Here is a 26336-nt window from a genome sequence, read left to right on the forward strand (position 1 = left end):
AGGCGCTTTTATGGAGGAATGCAAGGCCGCGCCGCCGGCCCGCCAGTGCTTCCGCCTGGAGGAGCAGGCGCCCGATTTCCGCGCGCCGGCCTATTTCCGGGGTAAGGAGATCGAGGTCGGCCTGAGCGATTTTCGCGGCATGTGGCTGCTGCTGTTTTTCTATTCGAGCGATTTCACGTTCGTCTGACCGACCGAGCTGGCGGCAGTTGCCGACATTTACCCCTGCCTGAGGGATTTCTGCGCCACAGCCATCGCGATCAGCACGGACAGTGTGTATGCCCACAAGGTTTTCCACGAAACCTCGCCCCATGCGAGCCAGGTGCAATATCCCCTATTGTCCGACCGCTCGGGGGCGATCGCCCGCGCCTACGGGGTGTGGGGCGCCGAGACGGGCGCGGCATTCCGGGCGTCGTTCATCATCGATCCCGAGGGGCGTATCCGCTATTTTTCGGTGTACCCGCGCGAGGTGGGCCGCAATGTGAAGGAGATCGTGCGCACGCTGGCGGGCATCCAGTACGGCGAGGCGACCGGCGAGGGCGTGCCGGCGGGCTGGAAGCCGGGCATGCCGGGTATACGAAGGGATTTCGATTTGGTAGGGACGATTTAGGAGAAACGCCGCTACGAAGAATAGCGGCGTTTTTCGTTCCCGCTTAACGCATAGGCCGCGTAGAAAGCTCCAGATGCAAGGCGCACCGGAGGCTGCCACCGGAAGCGTACACGAACGTACGCTGAGGATGGCAGCCGAGGAGCAACGAAGCAGATGGACTTTCTACACGGCCTCAGATGATTAAAGGCTTCGCATTAGGCACATTAATTACATGGACGGCGCAGGTGAAGCAGGGATCGAACGAGCGTATCACCCTCCCCACCTCGACCATACTCGCTTCGTCGGCCACGGGGGTGCCGATGAGCGCTTCTTCGACCGGCCCCCGCTTGCCGCTGCCGTCGCGGGGGGAGAATTTCCAGGCGGTGGGGGTGATGATCTGGTGGTGCCGGATTTTGCCGTCGGCGAATTTGACCCAGTGGCCGAGGGCGCCGCGCATGACGTCGGTGAGGCCGACGCCTTCGCCGCGGGGCGGCAGGGTGTACGGCTGCAGGGTGGGCTGGCCGGGGACGAGCCGGGCGAGCCAGCTTTCGGCGAGGCGGCAGATTTTGAGGGTTTCCTGGGCGCGGGCGATGATGCGGTCGGCGACGCCGGTGCTCTTGCCGCGGTATTCGCCGTTAATCATGGCCCGCGGCAGAGGGCCGCTTTCGAAAGGCGCCCCTTTGTAGCGGGGGGCCTTGGTCCAGGAGTAGGCGCCGGGCTTGTCGGGGTCGGGGACGGTGCTTTCGGCGTCCGGACGGCCGCCGGTCCCTTCGCGGTACCAGCCATAGCGGACGTCTTCGCTTATGTGAGTGGCGTCGGGTTCTTCGGCGGTGCCGTCGGCGAAACGTACGCCGGCCCTGAAGGCCCGCAGGCCGGTGTGCGGGTCGGGGAACATGCCGAAGGATATGTAGTTGCCGCCGCCCTTGCCGATGGTGTGGTAGTCGGGGTAATAGGCGGCGATGGTCTGGGCGTCGGGAAGGTATGCGCCTTCGACGAAATATCTGATTTCCCTGACGAGGGCGCCGGCGGCCTTGACGTTGTCGGCGCTCAGCTGCTGGGTGACGCCGGTGACCATGATGGTCTGCTGGTGTGGGGCCTTGGCGCCGAACATGGCGACGAGTTCGTGGGCGCGGGCGGAAATGGCGATTCCTGTGGGCAGGTGGTCGACGAGGGCGGCGTTGACCTTGGGGGGCAGCCTGAGGTCGGGTTTGGCGGGACGCGGCGTCCAGGGGGGGACATCTGGGCCGGCGGCAAAGTCGGGCAGGGTGAGGATGTAGAAGTGGCGGAGGTGGTTTTGGATGATGTCGGCGGCGAGGATGAGGTTGATGAGGTGCTGGCCGTTGACGGTCGGGGCAAGACCGGTGGCCTGCTGGAGGGCGAGGCAGTCGGCGACGGCGTGGGCGACGGAACAGATGCCGCAGATGCGCTGGGTGAAGAGGACGGAGTCACGTACGTCGCGGCCGATCATCATCTGCTCCCAGCCGCGGTAGAGGTGGCTGCTCACCCAGGCGTCCGCCACCCGGCCGCCGGCGACTTCGACGTCGATCCTCATGGGCTCGTGGAGGCGGGTCATGGGGAAGATGGTCTTTCTGGCCATTTATTTGTCCTTTCCGGTCTTGTCTTCGGTGCGCCAGAAGGCGAGGACGCGCCGCAGCCAGGATTTTTTCCGCCGGCGGGGCGCGGGGGCTTCGAGCTTCCTGGCTTCGCTCATGAGGGCGTTCTGCTGGCGGATGAGGTCGTCGAGTTCCTGTTTGACCTGGGCGAGGTTTTCCGGCGGGGTGGGGTCGCTGGGTTTGGTGCCGTCGAGGTAGTGTTTGTGGATGCGGCGGGCGAAAACGCCGGCGGCGAGGTGGGTGGCGACCGCCCCGACCCCCAGGGCGGCGAAGGCGGCGCCGATCTTCCTGACGCTGACGGCTACGGCCCGGGTTTTGATGTCGGGCAGGTGGTTGTAGAAGGGCATCATGCCGTCGGGGAAGTGGGGACTGGCGCAGCCGATGCAGGGGGCACCGGCCTTGACTGGCCAGTTGACGTAGTTGTTCCACTGGCGGGAGGGGCAGTCGGCGTGGGTGACCGGGCCTTTGCAGCCGACTTTGTAAAGGCAGCCGTCGTCACCGGGGAAGGCGGCGAAGATGCCGTCCTCGAATTGCTGGCGGCGCTGGCATTGGTCGTGGATGGTGCGGTTGAAGAAGAACTTGGGGCGGTTGTAGGCGTCGAGCTCAGGCAGGCCGTAGAGGAGCAGGTGGCTGAGGGTGCTGGTCATCCAGTCGGGGTGGCTGGGGCAGCCGGGGATATTGACGATGACCCGGTCGGTGATGACGTCCCAGACGCCTTTGGCGCCGCCGGGGTTGGGGTGGGCGGCCGCTGGCCCGCCGAAGGCGGCGCAGTCGCCGACGGCGACGATGTAGCGGGCTTTGGGAGCGAATTCTTTGAGAGCGGCGAGGCCGGTGACCATTTCGCCGTTGCGGGCGAAGATGTGATTGTAGCGGCCGTCGGCGGCGGTCATGACCGAACCTTCGACAATCAGCCAGAATTTGCCGGCCTCTTTTTCGACGGTGTCGAGCATGACCTGCACTGCGGCGTCGCCTTGGACGGTGTTGAACAGCCAGTGGTAGCGGAGGTCAATGAATTCGGTGAGCAACTGGTAGAGGCCGGGGTTCCTGCTGTTGTCGAGGGATACGCTCTCGCCGGTGCAGGAGCCGAGCTCGAGCCAGACGACGGGCGGCCGGGGCTGCGCGCTTTGGGCGCACGCTTGTCTGAGGGCGGGGATGAGGAGGTCGGCGAGGCCGGTAGTGGCTGTCGCCGCGAGGCATAGTTTGATGAATTCCCGCCGTGAAATCATAAGCTACCCCCGCTTCGCAGGACGCTCTTCCTCGTGGAGCCAGACGAACAGGCCGGCGTACAGCAGGTAGCCGGACAGCCCCAGACCCAGCCAAGCGTAGCCGCCGAGCACGAGGTAACGACCGAGCTCCGGCGAGGCGGATACGCTGACGAAATCCCCGGCCGCCAGCACAAGTCCGCCAGTGACGAGGAAAAGCGCCATGATGCGCTTCATGCGTTCGCTGATGTCGAGCCTGGGGGTCAGCCAGAGGGGGATGGCGGTCATTGCTCCCGCGAGCGCGAGGTGCAGGGGGATGCGGGCCTGGATTTCCCCGGCCCCGTTTTCCTGGCCAAACTGGCTGGCGAAGGCGCTGGCCATGGTGATGTCGCCTTTGGCCGCCATGTTGAGGGCCATGTCGAGGTTGTAGTGCAGCGCCTGGTGCCGGGCGGGCAGGAGGATGCTGTCGTGGAACAGCCCGTAGCCGATGCTGAGCAGGAAGAGCAGCAGCCCGCCGGTAAATAGGATGCGTTGACTTGTCATAGCAGCCTCCGGTAATGTGTCGTTCCTACTAAAATTCCCAGGGATGGCAATTTTATGCCTGGGGGGTTCGTGCGGCGGCGGAACCGTGTGTCGACCGTCGGCATATTATGTAGTAGATGACGCGAGGAGGTATGTAAATGGCTGTTTTCCGCAGGAAAAAGGCGCGCGGACCTTATGATAAAATCGTGAAACAGGCGCAGGAGTTCCTCCGCCGCGAGCTGGCGCCTATCCAGGCCGACCAGCAGGCGATCATGGCCCAGAACGAAAAGATCACCGAGTATACCCGGCAGATCTGGAAGAGCGTGGCCGAGCGTCCGACCGACAAGGGCCAGGGGTAGAACAAATAAAAGAAGAAGCGCGCCGCAAGGCGTGCTTCTTCTCTTTTGTCTACAGGCTGAGCAGATGGGCGCTGCTGGGTGGCCGCATCATTGCATATTGTTTTTGGCCCACTTGGGCCACTCGTCCGCGAATTCCGCGTAGTCCATCCCTAAGGACGCGGCGACGGCTTCTTCGATGGACCGGCCGGCGGCAAGGGCGGCGATGACGTTTTGGAGGCCGGTTTCACCGTGAACGGCGGCGATGTAGCGCACCGCGGCCAGCGACTGGCGGTAGGCGAGCGCCTGGTTGGCGAGGTCGTCGAAGTCGCGGTCGAGTTCGGCCTGGGTGTACTGGGGGCCGTACAGGGAGTTGTCGGCCGTCCGCCATTCGTAGCCGTTGACCCGGTATTCGAGGTACTGGGCGAGGCCTTCGGTGAACCAGCGAGGATAGTTGCCGCGGCTCATGTGGTCGAAGACGAGGTGGGTGTATTCGTGGACCATCGGCCCGGTGCGGATGAATTCGCCGGCCGCCCCGTCCTTGAGCCAGGCGTGGGGAGACAGCACCTGGATGACGCCGCCCCAGTAAACGCCCATGGCGCTCTGGTCGCCCGACCAGCCGAAGGTCTTGTTGAGTTCGCTCCGGTCGCGGTAGAGGACGACGAGGGTTTTCCCGGACGGGGCGTAGCCGAGCGCTTCGGTGACGGGCGCGTAGGCCGCTTCCGCCGCCTCGGCGACTATGGGGACGGTGGGTTGGTCGGCGGGCGAGTATTTTATGATGAAGTGGGGCGTTTCGTAAGCCGCCAGTTGGCGTGTCTCATAGTTCATTTTGGCCTGGGCCGCCTGGCGGGCCAAAGGGTAGAGCAGCATCCGCGGCTTTAAGGGCTCCGGAAGCAGCGCGACCGCGGCCAGGCTGAGGACGGCGGCGACGGAAACTGCCAGTATGACCATTTTGCGCACAGACCTCCCCTCCTCCCTATCTGCTAACAGGCAACCCATTATAGCACAGGGGGAGGTGCACGCCTACCGGTATTTTATGTTAACTACAGCAGGGTGACGCCAGCGCTGGTGCCCAGCCTGGTGGCGCCGGCGGCGATCATGAGCTCGGCCTGCTGGCGGGTGCGGATGCCGCCCGAGGCTTTGACGCCCGCTTGGTCGCCGACGGCGGCGCGCATGAGGCGAACGTCCTCGGCGGTGGCGCCACCGGGACCGAAGCCGGTGGAGGTTTTGACGAAGCCGGCGCCGGCGGCGACGGCCGCTTCGCAGGCGCGGCGCTTTTCGTCGTCGGTGAGGAAGGCTGTTTCGAGGATGACTTTGACGGTTTTGCCGGCGGCGGCGGCGACTACCTGGCGGATGTCGTCGGCGACGGCGTCCCATTGGCCGACCCTGGCGGCGGCGATGTTCATGACCATGTCTATTTCGTCGGCTTTGCGCTGGATGGCTTCGCGCGTTTCGAGCGTTTTGACGGCGGTGAAGGTGGCGCCGAGCGGGAAGCCGACGACGGTGGCGACCCGCACGCCGCTGCCGGCAAGGATGTGGGCGGCGAGGTCGATGTATACGGGGTTTACGCAGACGGCGGCGAAGCGGTGCTCGTCAGCTTCGTTGCAGAGTTTGACGATGTCGTCGACGGTGGCGTCGGCTTTCAGCAGGGTGTGGTCGATGTATTGGGCAAAGTCCATTTTGCGTACCTCCTTTTCGGGGCTTTATTCGGCAATTTGCATGCAGGTTCCTGTAGCATAAGAAAAAACCCGTCGCATGACGGGTTTTGGAATACGGGTTGTGCGCAACGAGTAAAAGGCTCCAGATGCAAGGCGCACCGGAGGCTGACACCGGAAGCGTACATGAACGTACGCTGAGGATGGCAGCCGAGGAGCAACGCCGCAGATGGACCTTTTACGAAGTTGCCTTATTATTGCTTCTCGATCTTGTCTTTGGGGGCGCCGCACTGGGCACATTTCCCCGGCTTGCAGCGTCCTTCGGCAGTGGCGCCGCAGACGGCGCATTTGAATACCGCCATGTCTGTCACCTCCGTGATGTCAGTTGGTAGGTTTGCCCTGACAGGTCGGGCAGTAGCCGTAGAAGTAAAATTGCTGGCCGCTAAGGCGGTAAGAAGTCTTGTCGGCAACCTGGCCGATGAAGGCCGCGATGTCGATGTCGTGGATGTCGTCGACTCTGCCGCACTGAAGGCAACGGATATGGGGGTGCATGCTGATGTCCGCGTCGTAACGGAAGCTGTCTTCCCCGGCGTTAAGCACCTGAATGAGGCCTATTTCTTTGAGGATTTCCACGGTTTTGTAGACGGTCGCCAAACTCATCGTCGGGTAGTACGGCTGAAGCTGCTGAAAGATCATCTCGGCGCTGGGGTGGGCTTTGGTGTTGGCCAAAACTTTGTAGATGGCCAAGCGCTGAGGGGTGACTTTGAAGCCTTTCTCCCGCAGCTGGGCGGTTACCCGGTTTTCCACCGAAAACACCTACTTCCAATGAATACAGATAACGAATAATTGTTATCCATTTATATTTATTTTTATTTTACATTAGTCCAAGAAATAAAGTCAAGTCCCAAATGGAAAAATAGTCCCGCGGTCCTAGAACCACGGGACTATTGTACTACTGCATCCCCTGCTGCTGCTGTTGCGCCTGGCCGCCGAACTTGCTCTGGGCCTGCGAGATGTCCTGCGGGGTGGCGTTTTTGACGTTGTAGTAGCCTTTCTGCTGCATGTAGTCGTAGAGCTGCTTCTCCTGGCTGTAGATCTCGCCGAGGACGGTCATGTAGTCGCGCCTCAGTTGTTCGCTGGAAGCTTCCTGAATGTAGATGTTGAGCGAGGTCGCCATATGCTTTGCCTCATTCAGGCAGATCTGCATGATGTCGCGATCGGAGACCTGTGCGCTTTGGCCGCTCATTTGACCCTGCTGGCTCTGCTGGCCTTGTCCCGACATTTGAACCATGGTATCACCCCTTTACTGAAGGTTTTGTCCCGAATTCAGATGTTTACTGATGGTTTGGAAGTTCTGCTGGTTGCGCTGCGCCATCTGCTGGAGAAGCTGCTTACCCTGATTGTCTTGCAGCTGGTTGGAAAAATAGTTGAGGGTTTTCGCGCAGCTCTGTTCCATTGTCAGGAAGTCTTCCAGGTGCATCAATTCTTTGGCCGACAACACTATCAAATCCCCCCTTTCGCTTGTATCAGCAATAGCATGCGCCACGGCGGACAGGAATATGCGCCCAGCCGGCGAGGGCGAGATTTATGACCCGCGCGCTTGCTTCCGAGAGGTTTATGCTTTAAGATGAGACTTAAGTCCTATATATTCGGGACGAATCGACAATTCCCGCTTCCCGGGAAGAAGATATATAATTGCTATAGTGGCATTTTTTTGCGGCAAGGAGGTGGTACGGGAATGCGGATTGGGGACGCCGGCGCCGGCATGGTGCTGACCCAGGATGTTGTCGACGAACGCGGCAATTTGCTGCTGGAAAAGGGAATAACGCTTACAAGGTCGTATATCGCCCGCCTAAAACGCCTCGGTGTCGAGGGTATCTGCGTTTTCGACCCGTACGCCGAGTCGCTCAAACAGGCGAAGGTTGTCAGTTCCGCGCTACGGGCCGAGCTGAGGGAGTGCTTCAGCGCGCTGTTTCAGATGAAAGCGTGGGATATCCTTAATTTCCGGCCCCCGGCCGCCCATATGCAGCGCATCGGTCTAGCGGTGGACAGCGTCATTGACGAAGCCGCGGGACAGCTTGATCAGATCGTCAATGTCCAGGTGCGCCAGCCGAGCGAGGATGAGACGCAGCATGCGGTGAATGTTTGCCTGCTGGCGGTCGTTACCGGCCTGTATCTGAAGTTCGAGCGGAGTATTCTGCGCGACCTGGCGCTAGGCGCCCTTTTCCACGATCTCGGCAAATCGATGCTGCCGGCGGGCGATCAGGATAAGGCTTTCCTCCATACGATCTACGGCCGCGAGCTGCTGCTGCGCAGCAACGTGAGCGTTGCGGTGCCCCGGATAGCCGCCGAACATCACGAGACTTTCGACGGCTCGGGGCACCCCAAGGGCCTGCCGGCCAAGGATGTTCACCCGTTGTCGCGACTGGTGTGCATCGTGAATTGTTTCGATAACGCGATGAACGAGAGCGAGCAGAGCGGCAAATCGCGCCAGGCGATTATCGACGGTATGGTGGCCGGCGGCAACAGGCTGTTCGATCTGAATCTGCTGCGCGCTTTCCTCAATACTGCGGCCCTCTTCCCGGTCGGCAGTCTCGTCCGCCTGAATACTGGCAGGACAGGGTACGTCGTCGCCAATCGGGTCCATTTCCCCTTACGGCCGATGGTGCGGGTTATCGAGGATTATGGCCACACCGATATCGATCTGGTGCTCAAACCGAATATCGTTATTACCGAGCTGATCGCCGGCTGACCGGCCGGCTTGGGCAAAAAAAGCCCCGCTTCGGATTGAAGCGGGGCTTTTCGCTTGTGCGCCGCCGGGCGAATCAGGGAAGCTGACCCTGGCGTTTGATGTTTTCGTAGATGAGTTTCTTGGCGGAGATGAGAACGCCGACCAGCAGCCAGAAGGCCCAGTACATCATGACCAGCGGATAGCTTAGGGCAAAGGACGCGCCGGCGAAGATGAACAGGGGCTTCAGGACGAGGAACCAGGATGCCATGCCTGTGCCGAGGGCAAATGTGAAGATGCACAGCGCCGCCAGGCAGGGGTTGTTACGCCGGATCGCCGCCTTGCCGCCGCGGTCGCCGACCAGCACCAGCAGGGCGATGACGATTATGGCCGCCAGGAAGGGTTTCACCACCTCAAAACCGCTGATAACGCTATTCCACACTGCTTGCACACCGCCACCCCCACGTAATTGTACTACTTTTATATATTGAGGCGGCAGGCAAATTATGCTAAATATTTTTGGTCTTTTCCCAGTTGCCGCCGGTGAAGCGCCGCCACAGGACGAGGCTGCGCAGCAGGAAGTCGGCGGCGGTGACCAGCCAGGCGACGGTGATGTCTAAGCGCAGGACGACGATGAGGAGGTAGATGAGCGGCATGCGGGCGACCCAGACCCCGAGGGTGGTGACGTACATGGGCCATTTGGTGTCGCCGGCCCCGCGGAGCGCGCCGGCGAGGACGTAGGTAACGGCGATGGTCGGCTGTTCGAGGGCGGCGATCATGACGCAGAGGGTGCTCCAGTAGAGCACGGCGGGGTCGTCGATGAACAGGGCGGTGAGCGGTCGGGCGAAGACGAGGAAGATAATGCCCATGGCGCCCATGCCGACGAGGGCTATTTTGCCGGTCTGCCATACGTATTGCCGGGCCCGGTGGGGCAGTCCCCGGCCGAGGTTGATGCCGGTGAGGGTCATGACGGCGACGGAGAGGCCGAAGCCGGGCATGAAGGAGAGGGATTCGGCCTGGACGGCGATTTGGTGGGCGGCGAACTGGACGGTGCCGACGCCGGCGAGCATGAAGGTGAAGACGATGCGTCCTCCCTGCATGGCGAGCTGTTCGCCGGCGGCCGGCAGGCTGATGGCGAGGATGCGGGCGACGACGGCGCGGTCGTAGCGCAGGACCATGCCCGGCGTGAGGCGGATGCGGGGGTCGGCGGCGAGGGCGGCGAGGACGACGAGGCCGCCCAGGAGCTGGTAAAAGGTGTTGCCCCAGGCGACCCCGCGGGGGCCGAGGACGGGGCCGGCCCAGCCGAAGGCGAGGGCGGCGCTGACGGCAAGGCCGATGAGGTTTGTGGCGGTGGTGATGACGAAAGCCCGCCGCGTGTCCCCCATCCCCCTGAGTATGGCGTTGCCGACAGCCATAACGAGGTAGAGGGGGGTGAAGAGGAACATGATACGCAGCAGGTCGGCGGCGAGGGCCGCGACTGCCGGGTCGGCGCCGATGAAGGCGAAGACCGGCCCGGCGGCGGCGAACCCTGCCAGAGCGAGGGCGACGCCGAAGAGGGCGGCGAGCAGCACGGCCTGGCCGGTTACGGCGCGGACGGCGGCCCAGTTGCCGGCGCCGACTTCGCGGGAGACGATGGCTGCCGCGCCGGTGCCGGCGGCGGCGAAGACCATGGCGCTGGAGAACTGGACGAGGGTGGCGAGGCCGACGGACGCCAGGCTGACGGCGCCAAACCGCCCGACCATGGCGGTGACGGCGATACTGACGAGCATGACGGCGGACATTTCGAGTATGACCGGCCAGGCGAGCCGGAAAATCTGTCGGCGCATGTAGGCTTTTACGGGCAGCATGGAAGGGCCCTCCGGGGTTTATGATATAATATATGGGTGCAAGTAATTTGATGATTAGGTTGGTGACGGTGTGCAGACAAGCGAGATTTCTTCGGTCGTGGCCCGCGAGCTGGGCGTAAGGACGGCCCAGGTGGAGGCGACTTCCCGGCTTTTGGACGAGGGCAATACGGTGCCTTTTATCGCCCGCTACCGCAAGGAGGCGACCGGCGAGCTGGATGAGGAGAAGATCCGCGCCGTGGAGGAGCGGGTGCAGTATCTGCGCAATTTCATCAAGCGCCAGGAGGAGATCCTGGCGGGCATCGCCGAACAGGGCAAGCTTACTCCCGAGCTGGAGGCGGCGATCAAGGCGGCCGTCAAGCTGCAGGAGCTGGAGGATCTTTATCTCCCCTTCCGGCCGAAGAAGCGCACCCGGGCCCAGATCGCCCGCGAACGGGGGCTGGAGCCGCTGGCCGAGCTGATGCTGGCCCAGGAGCTTGCCGATGGCGACCCGCTGGCAATCGCCGCCGGGTATGTCGATGCGGACAAGGGTGTGGATTCGGCTGAGGCCGCACTGGCCGGGGCGCAGGATATCGTGGCCGAGGGGACGAGCGAACGGGCCGATATCCGGGCGATGCTCCGCAAGCAGCTGTGGGCCGGGGGCGAGATCGCGACGAGCCTGGCGGCGCCTGAGGCCGAGGGCCAGGAGTATCTGAATTACCGCGAGTACCGCGAACCGGTGCGGCGCATCCCGTCTCACCGGATGCTGGCCGTAAACCGGGGCGAGCGCAAGGAAGTCCTGAAGGTCGAGCTGGCGACCGCCCATGAAACGAATGTCGATTTGGTGGTGCGCGCCGTCGTGACCCGGCCGTCGATCTTCGCCGATCTGCTCCGCGCCGCGGTGGCCGACGGTTATAAGCGCCTGCTGTTCCCTTCGCTGGAGCGGGAGATCCGCAATCAGCTGACAGAGAATTCCGAGAAACAGGCTATCCGCGTTTTCGGCCTCAATCTCCGCCAGTTGCTGCTGGCGGCCCCGCTCGCGGGCCATACGGTGATGGGCCTCGACCCCGGCTACCGGACGGGGTGCAAGATGGCGGTGATAAGCCCGACCGGGGCGGTGCTGGCGACATCGACGCTGTATATAACGGCGAGCGACAATCAGCGCCGTCAGGCGGCCGAGGTTGCCCTGGAGGCGATCAGGCGCCACGGGGTAAGCCTGGTGGCGATCGGCAACGGGACGGCTTCTTATGAGACGGAGGAGTTCGTGGCCGGGCTGATCGGCAGCCACGGGCTGGCTGTGCGCTATCTGATCGTGAACGAGGCGGGAGCGTCGGTTTATTCGGCTTCGAAGCTGGCGAAGGACGAACTGCCTGGCCTGGATGTTTCGCTGCGGGGAGCGGTGTCGATCGCCCGCCGGGTGGAGGACCCGCTGGCCGAGCTGGTGAAGATCGATCCCAAGTCGATCGGCGTTGGCCAGTACCAGCACGATGTCGACCAGAAGGAGCTGGGCGGGACGCTTACGAGCGTGGTGGAGTCGTGCGTCAACCATGTGGGCGTGGAGCTCAACACGGCGTCGCCCGAGCTGCTGACGTATGTGGCCGGCATAAACGCGGCGGTGGCGAAGAATATCGTGGCCCGCCGCGACGAGAGCGGCCCGTTCGCGGACCGTAAGCAGCTTTTGAAGGTACCCCGCCTGGGGCAGGCGACCTTCACGCAGTGCGCCGGGTTCCTGCGGCTGGCCGGCGGCGTCAATCCGCTCGATAATACGCCGGTGCATCCCGAGTCGTACCACCTGGCCGAGGCGATCCTCGCGCGGCTGGGGTTCGCGGTCGGCGATCTGGCCGACAGGGAGAAGCTGGCAAAGCTGCAGGGCGAGCTGCCGAAGGCGAAGGCCGCCGAGCTGGCCGCCGCTCTGGGGGCGGGCGAGCCGACGGTGCGGGACATACTGGCGGCGCTGGCCAAGCCGGGCCGCGACCCGCGCGAGGATCTGCCGCAGCCGCTGACCCGCAAGAATATCGTCAAACTGTCCGATCTGGCGGTCGGTTCGGTGGTGAAGGGCACCGTCCATAATGTGACCGATTTCGGCGTTTTCGTCGATATCGGCGTCAAGACGAACGGGTTGGTCCACCGCTCGGAGCTTAGCGACAAGCCTTTCCGCCACCCGCTCGATGTGGTGTCGGTCGGCGATATCATCGACTGCCTCATCCTCGGCGTGGACGAGGGACGGGGCCGGATTTCGCTCAGCCTTAAGAAGGCGAAGGGGAAGTAAGAAACAAGTTGCTGCCATATATTATTTCTGGGGCAGGCGCTTTCGCACCCGCCCCTTTTTACATTGCAAGGATTATCGGGATTATTACCGGTACTGCAGCGGTTAGCACGAGGCCGCTGACGAAGGCGACGAGGGCGGTCGGGGCGTCGGTGACCCTGGTGATGAGGGGTAGGGTGGAGTCCATGGTGGTGGCGCCGCCGGGCGCGATGGCCGGCAGTTTGCCGATGCGGGCGACGAGGGCGGGGATGAGCAGGAAGGCCATGAGCTCACGGGCGACGTTGGCCAGGAAGGCTACCGCGCCGAGTTCGACGCTGTAGGTGGCGGCGATGAGGACGCCGGAGAGGCTGTACCAGCCGAAGCCCGCCCCCACGGCTACCGCTTCCCGGACCGGCATGCCGAGGAGCGCGCCGGCGAGTGCGGCCCCGGCGAGGCTGCCGGCGGCGACGGCGAGCGGCACGAGGAGAAGGCGCGGCCCGGCGGCCAGGGCCTGCCGCCAGGCGTCGCGGTTGCCGCCGATGTCGATGCCGACGAGGAAGACAAGGAAGGCGAGGATGGCGGTGATGGCCGTGTCGAGGCAGGCGGCGGCGGACGGCGGCAGCGCCGCCCAGCCGAGGAGGATGCCGCCGAGGACGGCGGCGGCGACAAACAGGGCCATCAGCCGTCCCCCTTTTCGGAGGGGCCGCCGGGGAGACGGAAGCTTTTGGCGGCAAGGTAGAGGGCGACGATACTGCCGGCGACACTCAGGGCGCTGATGACGAACGCGCGCCAGCCCAGCGGCCCGAGGTTGGCGAGCAGTTCCCGGTCGGCGCCGATCTGCGCGCCGAGGGCGGCGAGCATGATGAACAGGGTAGCCGTCATCAGTCGGCCGAGGACGGCCAGCCAAGCGGCGGGCAGCAGGCGGCAGGCCCCGAGAGCTACGCCGGCGGCGAGGGCGACGATTATCACCCCCATGGCGCTATGCCCGCATTACGGCGAAGGCGGGGTCGCTATAAACTTTCGCTTCGATGGCGGCGGTGAGTTCGGCGGCGCGGGCGCGGAGAAGCCGCGCCTGCTCGCGGAGTGCGTGCACCAGGGTTTTGTCCGTAAGCTCGGGCAGGTTGACGGCGACGTTTAAAAGCGCGCCCATGAGGCCGGCGTGACAGGATAGGACGCCGACGGTGAGATCGCTGACGGCGTGCGGGTTGACGGCGCCGAGCACCTCTTCGGCGGTCTGGAGGACGGCCAGGCAGGCGCGGGCGGTGAGAAGCGGCACTTCGGCCGCTTCTTTCATGGCCTGCTGGATGGCGGCGGCGCGGGTTTCCTGCTCGGCCAGGGTTTCCTCCGGCAGGGCGTAGGCGGACATGACGGCGGTAAAGGCGGCCGCGTCGCGGTCGATGAGGAGCTGGAGGTCGATGCGCAGGCGGCCGAGCGCCGTTTCCCGCTCGGCGAGCAACGCCTCGTGGGCGGCGAACTCTTTGCGGCCGCGGGTCAGGCTGATGGCCATTTCGACGAGGCCGGCGCCGAGGAGGCCGGACAGGGCGGCCGCGCTGCCGCCGCCGGGGGCGGGTTCTTTGGAGGCCAGCCTGGCGGTGAATTCGCTGATGGTGAGCGTTGTTAGCAAGGGTATCCCTCCCGGGGTGGTCTCACTGTAACCGGGGCACGAAGCCCTAAACAATATTTTACCAGAACAGCCTCGCCAAATATACCCACAGCGGAAAAAGGAAGGACCGGGCTGTCGCCCGGTCCTCCTTTTAAATCGCCACGCCGTGCTTTTTGGGGAGATGGGGTTCGACGATCTCGGTGTCGGCGCCGTGTACGCCGCACTCCGGACACATCCAAATCTGAACCCTGAGGAGCACTTCGCCGCTGGCGAAGTTGTATTTCAGGGTGGTATACCGACAGGTTTTGTCCGGGTGTTCGCACCAGTTGGTCTGCATCGCGATGCCTCCTTGTTAACAATTAATAGTATCTGGTACTATTACTAATTATCATATTCGCCGGCGCTGCTTTTATACCTGCCGCGAGTGATGAATTTTTTCTGACAAATTGCGCCAGGGCTCTCCCGCTTACGGGGTCGGGAAAAGGAAATCCCGCGCAAAAGGCGAAGAATAATATACTGTTTTGTTTTATAAGGAGAACGGCCTATGGATAAGAAGCTGCTTTTTGCCCTCGATATCGGCACCCGCAGCGTCGTCGGCCTGGTGGGCGAGCAAACGGCCGCCGGCATCAAGGTTCTGGTCGCCGAACGGCAGGAGCACACGACACGCGCGATGCTGGACGGTCAGATCCATGATGTGCCCGAGGTGGCCAAAGTGCTGGCCAGCGTCACTGCCCGCCTCACCGACAAGGTCGGTGAGCTGAAGAAGGTGTCGGTGGCCGCCGCCGGCCGGGCGCTCTGCACTCTGAGGGCCGGCGCGGAGATCGACTGCGGCGGTCGCGGCGCTCTGACGGGCGACGACGAACGGGCGCTGGAGCTGGCGGCCATCCAGGCGGCGCAGCACCAACTGGCTACGACCAAGGCGGTCGCCGATCCCACCGGCTATTATTGCGTAGGCTACAGCGTCGTCCGCTTTACCCTCGACGGCACGACGATGAAGACGCTGGTCGGCCAGCGCGGCAAAAGCGCGACAATTGAAGTGATCGCGACTTTCCTGCCGCGCCAGGTCATCGATTCGCTGCAAGCGGCCATCGAGACTGTCGGCCTGGAGATGGCCACTCTCACCCTTGAGCCGATTGCCGCGATAAACGTCCTTATCCCGCCGACGATGCGCCACCTCAATCTGGCCCTCGTGGATGTGGGCGCCGGTACGTCCGACGTTGCCATTACCCGCGACGGGTCGGTTATCGGCTACGGCATGGTGCCGTTCGCCGGCGACGAGATCACTGAGGCGGTTTCCCAGGCATATCTGCTGGATTTCAAAGTGGCGGAGATGCTGAAGCGCAAGCTGGGCGACGTCCGCAAGAAGGTTTCTTTCACCGATGTGCTGGGTATGACTCATAAGCTAGCCGCCGGCGGAATCGTGGAACGCATCTCGCCGGTGGTGGCGGATCTGGCCAAGGCGATCGCCGCCCAGATCCTGGCGCTGAATGCAGCCCCGCCCCAGGCGGTGCTGCTGGTGGGCGGCGGCTCGCTGACGCCCGCGCTGCCGGAAACGCTGGCCGCGGCTTTGGATATCGCGGCCTCACGGGTGGCGATCCGCCGCCCGGACGCGGTCGACAATCTCCTCGACATCCCGGCCGCGCTCGTCGCCCCCGACGGGGTGACGCCGCTCGGCATCCTCAAGCTGGCCGGCGGCCGCTCGCTGACTTTCGTGCAGGTGACGCTCAACGACCGCCCCCTGCGCCTCTTCAATCTCGGCAGGCTGACGGTCGCCGACGCCCTGCTGGTGGCCGGCATCGACGTGCGCAGCCTGCACGGCCGGCCGGGGATGGGCTTTACGGTTACGATCAACGGCCAGAAGCGGTTCCTCCCCGGCAGCCTCGGCCAGCCGGGCTATATCCTGCTCAACGGCGCGGAGGCTTCCTTCGGCGACAGCCTGAGCGAAGGGGCTGTCCTCAAGGTGGAAAAGGGCAAGGACGGCAGCAGCCCCCGCCCTACTGTCGGCGAGCTTATCCCTGTGCCCGCTTCTTTTACGGTCATTATCGACAACGAGCTTGTCACGGTGGGACCGCTGGTCACCGTCAACGGCAAAGCGGCGACCGCCGCCACCAAGCTGGCGGACCGCGACCAAGTGGTCTGCCGTCAACCGGCGACGCTGACCGAATTGCTGAGCCTGGCCGGCCGCCCCACCGATGCGCGGGAATACCGCTTCATCGTGAACGGCAGCGAGCGGACGTTCGTACGCTGGCCGGAGTATATGCTTAACGGGGTGCGCTGCGGGCCCGCGACGCCGGTGAACGATAACGATATTATCGTTACTGTGCCGGTCGCCTCCCCCACTCTCGCCGAGCTTCTCGGCTTCGACGAGGAGACGGAGGACGCGTATATCGTGCTGTTCAACGGCGGCAAGTGCCGTGTGCCGCTCCGCCGCTGGTCGTTCACGGTGGCCGGCAAGCCGGCGGCGGCGGTCGATACCGTGCGGCCGGGGAGCTATGTGGATTATAAGAGTTACGAGATTCAGCCGATGGTTAGCGACGTTCTGCTGGCCGCGGAGTTCGACCCCCGTTCGCTGCCTACTGGCAGCCGGGTGGGCATCATGGTCAATGGGGAGGCGGCCGAGTTCACGACGCCGGTGAAGAACGGCGACAAGGTGGAAGTGGCTGTCGGGAAAGCATAAGAGTGGCGGGGGCTGTAGCCCCCGCCTTTTGTTATTTGTTATGCCAGCTTTTCCTGTAATTACGAGAGGCCGTTCAGAAGTGCCCAGATGCACGTCCTGATTACACTGGTTTTGCCAGCGCATTTTTCCTTATGGCGATAGCCGGCACGAATAGTGTGCGGGGCGCACCGGAGGCTGACACCACCGTTTCCTCCGCGACAAGGTTTATATACATTGTTTGCGCAAGATCGGTTTAACAGCATCGCGCGCACACGAACGTACGCTGAGGATGGCAGCCGAGGAGCAAGTGCGCCACTCTTAGCGCTTCAGCGGTTAGAGTGGCGGCCTGCCCCTTGCGGGTGCGCCGCAGGTGGGCGCTGCTGGGCGGCCGACTATTCGATGTAGCTTTTGAGTCTATCGGGTTTCAGGATTACCATTTTGTCGCCGACGAAGTCAATGATCTTGTCCTTTCTGAGGGCGCTCAGGGTGCGGGTGACCGTTTCGCGGGTGGTGCCGACGAGGTTGGCCAGTTCCTGCCGCGAGAGGTCGATGGCGATAACGATGACGCCATTTTCGTCCTGGCGGCCGTGCTCGCCGCCGAGGCGGAGGAGCGTTTCGGCGGTGCGGGCCAGCACGTCGCCGAGGGCGAGGTTCTTGATCTTCTGCTGGGCGTAGAGGAGGCGCTGACTCAGGGCTTTGATAAGCTGGAGGGCGAGTTTGTTGTTGCCGAGGACGAGGCGTTCGAGGTCGCTGTTTTTGATTATGCCGATGCAGGCTTCCTCGGCGGCTATTGCGGTGGCCGGGTAGGGCTGGTTGTTGAAGAGCAGCACCTCGGCGAAGAGGTCGCCGGGGGTGAGGATTTTGATGATATGCTCGCGCCCGTCGCCGGTGGCTTTGACGATTTTGACCTTGCCGCTTTTGACGTAGTGGAAGCCTTCGCCGCTGTCGCCTTCGAAAAAAATGACCGTTCCGCGACGGTACACCCTTTCGATGGTGTACTGGTGGATGGTCAGCAGGGCTTCGTCGGGGAGGTCGGCGAAAACGGGGATCTTTCTGAGGTATTGTACGTCCTTCACAATGTCACTCCCCAGTTACATGCCGTATTTTACCGCCACCTCGGGTTTGAGGTAGGACTGGACGTTGTTGCGGCCGAGCTGTTTGGCGCGATAGAGGGCGCGGTCGGCCTGCTCGAAGATCACCTGGCTGTTCATCCCCGGCTTTTTTACCGACAGACCGATGCTGATGGTGACCGGGATGCGGCCTTTTTCGCCTTCGAAGGCCCATTCGGCGACTTTGCTGCGGAGCCGTTCGGCGATTTTCAGCCCCACCTGGGCGGTGGTGCCGGGCAGGACGACGACGAATTCCTCGCCGCCGTAGCGGAAGGCGAGATCGCCGCTGCGCACGCTTACTTTGATGATGTTGCCGAGGGCGACCAGCACTTTGTCGCCGATGAGGTGGCCGTGGGTGTCGTTGAGTTTTTTGAAGTGATCGATGTCGATGACGAGGAGAACATACTGGGACAGGCTGTCGATCCGTTCTTTGTAGGCGCGGTGGTTGTAGAGGCCGGTGAGGGCGTCGGTGAGGGCCATGCGGTAGTTACGGTCGTTCTGCCTGATGAGTTCGAGCATCTGTTTGTCGTCGCTGGCCTGTCTGGTGATGAGGGCGTCGATGTAAACGGCGGCGTAGGTGACGACGGCGGCGCCGAGAAGGTTGAAGAGCATCCCGGCTATGGCGGCGGGTGTGACGGCGGGCGTGACGGCGGCGGTGGCGCCGAGCTGGACGGCGGCGATGATCAGCGCGATCCGGACGGCCCGGCGGTGACCGGCCCTGAGGGCCATTCTGAGGAGCAGCAGGGGGTAGAGGATATCGCTGTAGCCGGCCTGGACGAGGGTGAGTCCGGCGCAGAGGGCGACGCTGAGGAAAAGCTCGCCGACGCCGGGAGGCGCTTTGCGCCGGCAGAGGGTAAGGCTATATAGAGCGTAGGCTGCCGCCAGGCCGACCGCCAACTCCCATGCGGATGACTGTAGGTACCAGGCGCTGAGGCCGCTGAAGGCGGCGAAGGCGATGCTCGCCCGGCGCGCCAGTATTTGGATGGATTCCGCGCTGCCGGCGATGCCGGCCGCCCTGTCGTCGTACATCTGTACACCATCCTGAAACTGGTTCCCAATGCTTATATCGGAACATAACAGTGTTCTGTTAAGTCCCATTTGTGTATAATTCCCGGTAAAAACGGAAAATCCTACTAAATATTGTGCTATATTGGAAATAATCTATAAATATGAGGCCAGGGTCCTATATTCTCAGGATCAGGACGGAATGCGAAACCCCCGGCGCGTACGCCGGGGGTTTTTGCGGTGCGAGGGTGAGCGGGCTGCCTAGCCTTTGAGTTTATACAGGCTGCGGTTGCGGTACTTGGTATGCAGCAGGTGATGCGACACTTCGCTGAGCGGCTGGCGGAGGAATTCTTCGTAGAGCTTGGCGACGGCGGGGTTTTGGTGCGATTTGCGCAAAGCCAGACCGGCGTCGACGCGGTAGGCGGCCTCGATACGCTGGCGGCGGACGGCGTCGGTGGTGCCGTAGGGCTGGCCGCCGCCGCCGATGCAGCCGCCGGGGCAGCACATGATTTCGATAAAGGTGTAGTCGGCCAGGCCGGCGCGGAGAAGGTTCATGATGCGGCGGGCGTTGCCGAGGCCGTGGGCTACGGCAACTTTGACGGGGGCGCCGGCGAGGTCGACGGTGGCCTCCTTGATGCCCTGGAGGCCGCGGACGGCGGTGAATTCGACGCTCTCAAGCTCCTGGCCGGTGACGACTTCGTAGACGGTGCGCAGGGCGGCTTCCATGACGCCGCCGGTAACGCCGAAGATGGCGGCGGCGCCGGTGGAGATGCCGAGGGGATCGTCGAAGTCGCTGTCTTGGAGGGCGGCAAAGTCGACTCCGGCCTGTTTGAGGATGCGTCCGAGTTCGCGGGTGGTAAGGACGGCGTCGACGTCCCGATGACCGCTGCTGTTCATTTCCGGACGTTCGCTTTCGAATTTTTTGGCGGTGCAGGGCATTATCGAGACAACGAATATGTCGGCAGGGTCGATGCCGGCCCTGTCGGGGTAGTAGGTTTTGGCGAGGGCGCCGAACATCTGCTGGGGGGATTTGCAGGTGGAGACGTGGGGCAGCAGCTCGGGGTAGCTGTGCTCGATGTATTTGACCCAGCCCGGGCTGCAGGAGGTGATGAGCGGCAGGGCGCCGCCGCTTTTGAGGCGATGGAGGAGTTCGTGGCCTTCTTCCATGATGGTGAGGTCGGCGGTGAAGTCTGTGTCGAAGACGCGGTCGAAGCCGAGTTTGCGCAACGCGGCTACGAGGCGGCCGGTGGCGATCGTCCCCGGCTGCTGGCCGAATTCCTCGGCGATCGATACCCGGACCGCGGGCGCGACCTGGACGACGACGTGCTTGGCGGGGTCGTCGAGGGCGGCCCAGACGCGGGCGATGTCGTCTTTTTCGTGGATGGCGCCGACCGGGCAGACGGCGGCGCACTGGCCGCACAGGACACAGGCGACGTCGCTGAGGGATTTGCCGTATTCGGGGGCCACCTGGACGTCGACGCTGCGGAAATGGCTGTAGAGGATGCCGGTCTCCTGGACATGGTGGCAGACTTCGGCGCAGCGGCCGCATTTGATGCATTTGTTGGGGTTGCGGACGATCGAGGGGGTGGAGGTGTCGAGCGGCAGGGCGTCACAGGCCATTTCGCCCTTGACTTCGCGGATGCCGTAGTCGGCCGCCAGGCGGCGGAGCTCGCAGTTGCCGTTGCGGATGCAGGTGAGGCATTCCTGGGGGTGGTTGGCGAAGATGAGTTCGAGGATGGTCTGGACGGTCTCGCGGATGCGGGGCGAGTTGGTCCTGACCTTCATGCCGGCGGTGACGGCGGTGGCGCAGGAGGCGGCGAGGTTTTTCTGGCCCTCGACTTCGACGACGCACACGCGGCAGTTGGCTTTTACCCGCTGGTCGGGATGGTGGCAGAGGGTGGGTATTTTGACGCCGTGCAGGCTTGCCGCCTCGAGGATGGTGAGCCCGGCGGGCACGGCGACTTCCTGGCCGTTGAGGTGGAATTTGACGGTGCCGGTCATGCTGTCGCCTCCTTTGGTGCGGCTTGGTCGCGGTCGCGGCACAGGGCTTCGTATTCGCCGCGGAAGTATTTGAGCGAGGAGCTGAGGCTGTTGCCGGCCGCTTGGCCGAGGCCGCAGAAAGCGGCGTTCTGCATGGTGCGGGTGTAGCGCTCGAGGTTGTCGATGTCGGCGAGGGTGGCGGCGCCATCCAGCAGGTTGTGGATTATCCGCCCCGCCTGGCGCAGGCCTTCGCGGCAGGGGGTGCACTTGCCGCAGCTTTCGTGAAGGAAGAAGTCGACCCGGTTGCGGACGTTTTCGAGGATAGAGCGGCTGTCGTCCATGACGAATACCGCGCCGGAGCCGATGGTGATGCCGCGCTGGCTGCAGGCGCTGTATTCCAGCGGGCAGTCGAGTTCCCACGGCGGCACGACGACGCCGGAAGCGCCGCCGATGTTGACGGCTTTGAGACGTCCCTGTTTGATGCCGCCGCCGTAGTTGTCGATGATTTCGCGGAAGGTGGTGCCGAAGGGTACTTCGTAGAGGCCGCGGCTGGCGACGTCGCCCGACAGGGAGATGAGCTTGGTGCCGTGGCTGTCGGCGGTGCCAAGGGCGCGGTACCAGTCGGCGCCGCGGCCGACGATGGGCGGGATGTTGGCCAGTGTCTCGACATTGTTGATGAGGGTGGGTTTGCCCCACAGGCCGCTCTGCGTCGGGTAGGGCGGCTTGAGGCGGGGACGGCCCTTTTTGCCTTCGATGGAGGACAGGAGCGCGGTCTCTTCGCCGCACAGGTAGCTGCCGGCGCCGGAGAATATTTCGATATCGAAGGAGAAGCCGCTGCCGAGGATGTCGCTGCCGAGCAGGCCGGCCGCACGGGCGGCGGCGATGGCGCGGCGCATTGTTTCCTGGGCTTCGGGATATTCGTGGCGGATATAGATGAAGCCTTGCGCGGCGGCGACGGCGTAGGCGGCGATTGTCATGCCTTCAAGGAGCTGAAAGGGGATGTGGGTCATGATGAAGCGGTCTTTGAAGGTGCCGGGTTCGCCTTCGTCGGCGTTGCAGATGACGTAGCGCTCGCCGGGCGGGTTGTCCCGGACCATCTGCAGCTTGGCGGCGGCGGGGAACGCGGCGCCGCCGCGGCCGCGCAGGCCGGCTGCGCCTATTTCGCCGATGACCGCTCCTGGGCTGCCGAGCAGGGCTTTGGCGAGAGCCTGGTAGCCGCCGAAGTCGCGGTAGTGCATGAGGGTGGGGAATTCGCGGAAGAGGCCGAGGCGAAATACCGATTTGGCGTTATCAAGCTGTGTGCCCAATGTTCTCCTCCTCCCTATAGCGGCGGATGACAGCTACGGCCGCTTCGGCCGTCAGGTCGCCGTAAAGCTGTTTGTCTATTTTGATGGCCGGCGACATGTAGCAGGCTCCCAGGCAGCTTACGCCTTCGAGGGTGAAGCGGCCGTCGGGGGTGGTGCCGCCCAGACCGACGCCCAGTTCCTGTTCGAGGGCGGCGAGGACGGCCTGTTTGCCGGCGTTTTCGCACGGGGCGTTGATGCAGATGCGGACGATGTGGCGACCCCGCGGTTTGAGCGATATGACGCTGTAGAATGAGGCGGTGGAGTATACGCGGCTGCGGGATATGCCGAGGAGGTGGGCTATTTCGTTGACCGCCTCCTCGCTGACATAGTTCTCGGGGCTGGCGTCCTGGACGGCGAGCAGCGCCTGCAACAATGCCGCCTGCCCGGCCCCCGGCGCGGCCACGATATCCGTCACGGTTTGAAGTGAAGTAGACATAATTTTTCCTCCTATCATTTTCTCGCTTTTCGCGCTTGATTGTATCACGTAATTTGATTTTAATTAGATAAAGATATAATGTCAATATAGTTATTTATAGAACGTTACATCTTTCACTTAACGAATTTTAATATGTTATTTTTGTCACTTTCTTAATAATCCGCATGTGATAAGTTTCTCTTTCACATACTTTTATTTTATGTAAAATAACGTGTGGCGCCGGTGCGGCCGGTCAGCCGGACTGCGTGACGCAGTGCACAAATGCAGCGGACAAACGAAAACCCCGGCACTCTTGCGAGTGCCGGGGTTCAGCAATTAACGGATATACCGCAGGCCGTTCAGGGCCGCCAGATGCAAGGCGCACCGGAGGCTGACACCGGAAGCGTACACGAACGTACGCTGAGGATGGCAGCCGAGGGGCAACGCCGCAGATGGTGGTCATCAACGGCCTGCCCAGGTATGGGCAGGAGCTTAGCCGATGGCTTTGGCTTTGCGCTCGATGGTCGCCGGCGTACTCGTCGCCAAGCTGACAGCGACGAAGACCACGAAGTTTACGACCAGGGCGACGAAGCCGGCGTTGAGGTGCAGACCGGCGATGGCGAACGGATCCATCTTGTTGAGGATGAGGAAGAATACCAGGAACTCGCCGACGATCAGGCCGGAGTAAGCGGCGACCTTGGTGGCCCGCTTCCAGAAGAGGCCGAGGACGATCATCGGGAAGAACTGGGTGACGCCGGAGTAGCCGGTGAGGAGCAGGTTGACGAGCATGTTGGGCGCGTAGATCGCCAGGGCGAGGGCGACGGCGGTGAGAACGAGAACCAGCACTCTTGCCAGTCTGGCCTGGGTCTCATGGCTGGCGCCCTGACCGATCGTGCGGCCATAGACGTTGCGGGTGAAGAGCATCGAGGTGGAGAGGATGAGGTCGGCGGCCGGAATCATGCACGCCAGCGCGCCGGCGCCGCCCACGAGGCCGAGGGCCCAGCCGGGGAAGACCTGCTGGACGATGGCCATGAAGGCCATGTCGGGCACCTTGAGGGCCGGGCTGAGGACCATGAGGGCGGTGAAGCCGATCAGCATCGGGAAGATGAGGCAGATCTGATAGAGCGGCAGATAGATGGCGTTGTGGCGCAGCACGTCCGGATTCTTGGCGCTGAAGCTGTTGGCCGAGAAGTGGGGCCACATGTAAAAGCCGAGGCTGGTAAGAACAAGGGTGGACATCGCCCAGCTGACGTCGAGGACTTTTGTGCCGCCCGGCAAGGCCAGGAAGCCGGGTTTGGCGGCGTCCAGGGCCTCGAACATGCCGCCGACGCTGCCGAAGAAGTGGATCGGCAGGTAAAGACCGAAGAAGACGACGGCGACGATCATGACGACGTCTTTGATGACGGCGGTGGAGGCGACGCCTTTCAGGCCGCTGAGGTAAACGAAGGCGGCGACCATGGTGAAGGCGATGAGCATGGCCGGCACGCGCGGAATAATGCCATAAGAACAGGTTTCGATGATAAGGCCCAAGCCGGTGAGCTGGAGCTGCAGGTACGGCATCAGGAAGGCGACGCCGACGCAGGCGGTGAGAATGCCGAGCCATTTGCTGTCATACATGTGCTCGACAAGGTCGGGCTGGGTCATAAGGCCGTGTTTGCGGCCGATGGGGGCGATGGCGGGCAGGACGTAGTAGCCGACGACGTACGCCAGGGCGCCGTAACCAAGTATGTAGAAGGTGGGGCCGCCGCGGGCGTACGCCCAGCCGCTGCCGCCGAGGAAGGCGAACGCGGTGTATATTTCGCCGGCGAGGATGAACCAGTTGAGCCAGCGTCCGAAGCTGCGGCCGCCGACCGCCCATTCTTCGAGGCTCATTTTTTTGTTCATGCCGGGGACCATCCCGACGATGGTGGTGCCGATTACAAATGCGAATATTATGGCAAGGGCCATTGTTTCATTGGACATAATCTGCGTTACCTCCTTTCAACCTATTCCTCTTCGTTTTTGCCGGAATCCATTTTGTAGAGAATGCTCAGACATACGAACGAGATCGGGATGGTGCAGCACAGCCAGAAAGCCAGGAAGGGCAGGCCGAAAACTATCGGTTTGACTGTGTTGACGAAGGGAATGCCCCCAATAGTCCAGACGAAGGGGATAAGGGTCAGGATGACTTTTACCGGATTCACGTTCTCACCTCGCTTAAAAAATTTAATAACTGGGTGGACATCCTATGATCAAGCACACCGTTGTGCCTTGATTTTGCCCGGTTACCCGGCGAGCAGTTTGAGAACAGTTCTGATTATCGTTGCGGCGCCGTATCCCAGGGCGTCTTCGTCAATGTCGAATTTGGGATGGTGGTGGGGATGGACGCAGCCTTTGGCGGGATTGCCGGCGCCGACGAGGAAGAAGGAGCCGGGGGCCTTGTGCTGGTAGTAGGAGAAGTCTTCGCCGACCATGAGCGGTTTGACGTCCTGGATTTCGACGCCGGCCACCTCGCACCCGGCCGCGGCGACCACCGCGGTTACTTTCGGGTTGTTGACCACCGGCGGGTAGCCGAAGATGGGATCGATGGTATAGCTGGCGCCCGAGGCGGCGCAGATGCCGCGGCAGTAGGCCTCCATCTGGGCGAAGACGGCGTCGCGTACGCTCTGGTCGAAGGAGCGGACCGTCCCTTTGAGGACGGCGGTATCGGGGATGATGTTGAATACTTCGCCGGCTTTGAACATGCCGATGGTGAGGACAGCCTGTTCGCGGGGATCGACGTTGGCGCCGGTGATGGTGCGGAGGGCCAGCACAAGCTGGGCGGCGACGAGGATGGAGTCGACGGTTTGGTGGGGCATGGAGCCGTGGCCGCCTTTGCCCTGGATGGTGATGGTGAATTCGTCGGGGGAGGCCATGAGCGCTCCGTTGGTGACACCGATGACGCCGACCGGCAGCGGCTGCCAGAGATGGGCGCCGACGACGGCGTCGACGCCGTCCATCGCGCCGGCCGCGATCATAATTTCCGCCCCGCCGGGGAAGCGCTCCTCACTGGGCTGGAAGATGAGGCGCACGTTGCCGGGCAGTTCAGCGCCCATGGCGGCGAATGTCTTGGCCGCCCCGAGCAGCATGGCTGCATGGCCGTCGTGGCCGCAGGCGTGACAGACGCCTTTGATGCGGGACTTGTAGGGTTTTTCGCTTTCGTCGTTGATGGGGAGGGCGTCGATGTCAGCCCTCATGGCGACGGTCTTGCCGCCGGGAGCGCCGGGGATGTCGGCGATGACTCCCGTGCCGCCGGCTTCCCGGGCTTTGATGCCCATGGCCGTAAGTTCGGCCATGATTTTTTTCTGCGTTTCGCGTTCCTCGCCGCCCACTTCCGGGTACATCCGGAAGTGACGCCGCATGGCCACGATGTAATCGCGGTTGGCCGCGACCCGCTCTGCGATGTCCAAGTATCGAGCACCTGCCTCTTTGTAGACTGTTTTTGCTGCTGACTTTCCGCATGCAGACAAAAGTGCACCCAAGATGTATCTATTT

General features: G+C 63.0%; 27 protein-coding genes. 5 read left to right on the forward strand and 22 right to left on the reverse strand.

Annotation, left to right across the window (positions count from 1 at the left end):
- The first annotated feature begins 10 nt into the window (after positions 1-10).
- Positions 11-607 carry a peroxiredoxin gene (locus RIN56_08980; protein MDR7866944.1) on the forward strand — a complete coding sequence of 199 codons (597 nt, stop codon included), beginning with the start codon at positions 11-13 and terminating at the stop codon, positions 605-607.
- 172 nt (positions 608-779) lie between these two features.
- On the opposite strand, the gene RIN56_08985 is transcribed toward RIN56_08980, so the two are convergent.
- The 3 genes from RIN56_08985 to RIN56_08995 are packed head-to-tail and all read right to left on the reverse strand — an operon-like array spanning position 780 to position 3944.
- The gene (locus RIN56_08985) at positions 780-2183 is read right to left on the reverse strand and encodes a nickel-dependent hydrogenase large subunit (GenBank protein ID MDR7866945.1); all 1404 of its coding nucleotides are present in this window, start codon (positions 2181-2183) and stop codon (positions 780-782) included.
- Positions 2184-3425: a hydrogenase small subunit gene (locus RIN56_08990; protein ID MDR7866946.1), complete on the reverse strand. Its 1242-nt coding sequence runs from the start codon at positions 3423-3425 to the stop codon at positions 2184-2186.
- A 3-nt stretch (positions 3426-3428) separates the two neighbouring features.
- A complete protein-coding gene (locus RIN56_08995; protein ID MDR7866947.1) occupies positions 3429-3944 on the reverse strand; it encodes a hypothetical protein in 516 nt (171 codons plus the stop codon).
- A gap of 137 nt (positions 3945-4081) precedes the next feature.
- Here RIN56_08995 and RIN56_09000 point away from each other — a divergent pair, with 137 nt between their 5' ends.
- Complete coding sequence (locus tag RIN56_09000) at positions 4082-4282, forward strand: hypothetical protein (GenBank protein MDR7866948.1); 201 nt, start codon at positions 4082-4084, stop codon at positions 4280-4282.
- A gap of 87 nt (positions 4283-4369) precedes the next feature.
- On the opposite strand, the gene RIN56_09005 is transcribed toward RIN56_09000, so the two are convergent.
- From RIN56_09005 to RIN56_09025, 5 genes are all read right to left on the reverse strand, one after another.
- Positions 4370-5209 carry a hypothetical protein gene (locus RIN56_09005; protein ID MDR7866949.1) on the reverse strand — a complete coding sequence of 280 codons (840 nt, stop codon included), beginning with the start codon at positions 5207-5209 and terminating at the stop codon, positions 4370-4372.
- A 92-nt stretch (positions 5210-5301) separates the two neighbouring features.
- Positions 5302-5937: a deoxyribose-phosphate aldolase gene (gene deoC / locus RIN56_09010; GenBank protein MDR7866950.1), complete on the reverse strand. Its 636-nt coding sequence runs from the start codon at positions 5935-5937 to the stop codon at positions 5302-5304.
- Between the two features lie 357 nt (positions 5938-6294).
- Positions 6295-6720, reverse strand: a complete 426-nt coding sequence (locus tag RIN56_09015; protein MDR7866951.1) for a Fur family transcriptional regulator — start codon at positions 6718-6720, stop codon at positions 6295-6297.
- A gap of 145 nt (positions 6721-6865) precedes the next feature.
- Positions 6866-7204, reverse strand: a complete 339-nt coding sequence (locus RIN56_09020) for a spore coat protein (GenBank protein ID MDR7866952.1) — start codon at positions 7202-7204, stop codon at positions 6866-6868.
- Positions 7205-7216: 12 nt separating this feature from the next.
- Positions 7217-7414 (reverse strand): ferritin-like domain-containing protein, encoded by a 198-nt coding sequence (locus tag RIN56_09025; protein MDR7866953.1) that lies wholly within the window; start codon positions 7412-7414, stop codon positions 7217-7219.
- 237 nt (positions 7415-7651) lie between these two features.
- Between RIN56_09025 and RIN56_09030 the strand changes: the two genes are divergently transcribed.
- Positions 7652-8665 carry an HD domain-containing phosphohydrolase gene (locus tag RIN56_09030; GenBank protein ID MDR7866954.1) on the forward strand — a complete coding sequence of 338 codons (1014 nt, stop codon included), beginning with the start codon at positions 7652-7654 and terminating at the stop codon, positions 8663-8665.
- A 73-nt stretch (positions 8666-8738) separates the two neighbouring features.
- Here the strand turns inward: RIN56_09030 and RIN56_09035 are convergent, their stop codons facing one another.
- On the reverse strand, positions 8739-9092 hold the full coding sequence (locus tag RIN56_09035) for a hypothetical protein (GenBank protein ID MDR7866955.1): 354 nt from the start codon (positions 9090-9092) through the stop codon (positions 8739-8741).
- Positions 9093-9150: 58 nt separating this feature from the next.
- Positions 9151-10488, reverse strand: a complete 1338-nt coding sequence (locus RIN56_09040) for an MATE family efflux transporter (protein MDR7866956.1) — start codon at positions 10486-10488, stop codon at positions 9151-9153.
- Positions 10489-10558: 70 nt separating this feature from the next.
- Between RIN56_09040 and RIN56_09045 the strand changes: the two genes are divergently transcribed.
- The gene (locus tag RIN56_09045; GenBank protein MDR7866957.1) at positions 10559-12733 is read left to right on the forward strand and encodes a Tex family protein; all 2175 of its coding nucleotides are present in this window, start codon (positions 10559-10561) and stop codon (positions 12731-12733) included.
- A 58-nt stretch (positions 12734-12791) separates the two neighbouring features.
- Here RIN56_09045 and RIN56_09050 read toward each other — a convergent pair whose 3' ends face one another.
- The 4 genes from RIN56_09050 to RIN56_09065 form a co-directional block, all read right to left on the reverse strand.
- Positions 12792-13388: a lysine exporter LysO family protein gene (locus RIN56_09050; protein MDR7866958.1), complete on the reverse strand. Its 597-nt coding sequence runs from the start codon at positions 13386-13388 to the stop codon at positions 12792-12794.
- Positions 13388-13684 (reverse strand): LysO family transporter, encoded by a 297-nt coding sequence (locus tag RIN56_09055; protein ID MDR7866959.1) that lies wholly within the window; start codon positions 13682-13684, stop codon positions 13388-13390. The genes RIN56_09050 and RIN56_09055 overlap by 1 nt, the downstream gene beginning before the upstream one ends.
- A gap of 4 nt (positions 13685-13688) precedes the next feature.
- Entirely contained in the window at positions 13689-14333 is a 645-nt protein-coding gene (locus RIN56_09060; protein ID MDR7866960.1) for a cyclodeaminase/cyclohydrolase family protein, read from the reverse strand.
- Between the two features lie 130 nt (positions 14334-14463).
- On the reverse strand, positions 14464-14649 hold the full coding sequence (locus RIN56_09065; GenBank protein ID MDR7866961.1) for a hypothetical protein: 186 nt from the start codon (positions 14647-14649) through the stop codon (positions 14464-14466).
- Positions 14650-14856: 207 nt separating this feature from the next.
- Between RIN56_09065 and RIN56_09070 the strand changes: the two genes are divergently transcribed.
- Complete coding sequence (locus RIN56_09070) at positions 14857-16989, forward strand: cell division FtsA domain-containing protein (GenBank protein ID MDR7866962.1); 2133 nt, start codon at positions 14857-14859, stop codon at positions 16987-16989.
- Between the two features lie 371 nt (positions 16990-17360).
- On the opposite strand, the gene RIN56_09075 is transcribed toward RIN56_09070, so the two are convergent.
- The 8 genes from RIN56_09075 to RIN56_09110 form a co-directional block, all read right to left on the reverse strand.
- Positions 17361-18044, reverse strand: coding sequence for a Crp/Fnr family transcriptional regulator (locus RIN56_09075; protein MDR7866963.1), 684 nt, complete (start codon positions 18042-18044; stop codon positions 17361-17363).
- A 15-nt stretch (positions 18045-18059) separates the two neighbouring features.
- Complete coding sequence (locus tag RIN56_09080) at positions 18060-19106, reverse strand: GGDEF domain-containing protein (GenBank protein MDR7866964.1); 1047 nt, start codon at positions 19104-19106, stop codon at positions 18060-18062.
- Positions 19107-19343: 237 nt separating this feature from the next.
- The gene (locus tag RIN56_09085) at positions 19344-21083 is read right to left on the reverse strand and encodes an NADH-dependent [FeFe] hydrogenase, group A6 (GenBank protein ID MDR7866965.1); all 1740 of its coding nucleotides are present in this window, start codon (positions 21081-21083) and stop codon (positions 19344-19346) included.
- Positions 21080-22369, reverse strand: a complete 1290-nt coding sequence (locus RIN56_09090; protein MDR7866966.1) for an NADH-ubiquinone oxidoreductase-F iron-sulfur binding region domain-containing protein — start codon at positions 22367-22369, stop codon at positions 21080-21082. The genes RIN56_09085 and RIN56_09090 overlap by 4 nt, the downstream gene beginning before the upstream one ends.
- Positions 22353-22844 (reverse strand): NAD(P)H-dependent oxidoreductase subunit E, encoded by a 492-nt coding sequence (locus RIN56_09095; protein ID MDR7866967.1) that lies wholly within the window; start codon positions 22842-22844, stop codon positions 22353-22355. The genes RIN56_09090 and RIN56_09095 overlap by 17 nt, the downstream gene beginning before the upstream one ends.
- A 471-nt stretch (positions 22845-23315) precedes the next feature.
- Positions 23316-24785, reverse strand: coding sequence for a sodium:solute symporter family protein (locus RIN56_09100; protein MDR7866968.1), 1470 nt, complete (start codon positions 24783-24785; stop codon positions 23316-23318).
- 23 nt (positions 24786-24808) lie between these two features.
- Positions 24809-25006, reverse strand: a complete 198-nt coding sequence (locus tag RIN56_09105; protein ID MDR7866969.1) for a DUF3311 domain-containing protein — start codon at positions 25004-25006, stop codon at positions 24809-24811.
- Positions 25007-25087: 81 nt separating this feature from the next.
- Complete coding sequence (locus RIN56_09110; protein ID MDR7866970.1) at positions 25088-26203, reverse strand: amidohydrolase; 1116 nt, start codon at positions 26201-26203, stop codon at positions 25088-25090.
- Positions 26204-26336: the final 133 nt, after the last annotated feature.

The sequence above is a fragment of the Sporomusaceae bacterium genome, assembly GCA_031460455.1.
Taxonomy (GTDB): Bacteria; Bacillota; Negativicutes; order Sporomusales; family UBA7701; genus Anaeroselena.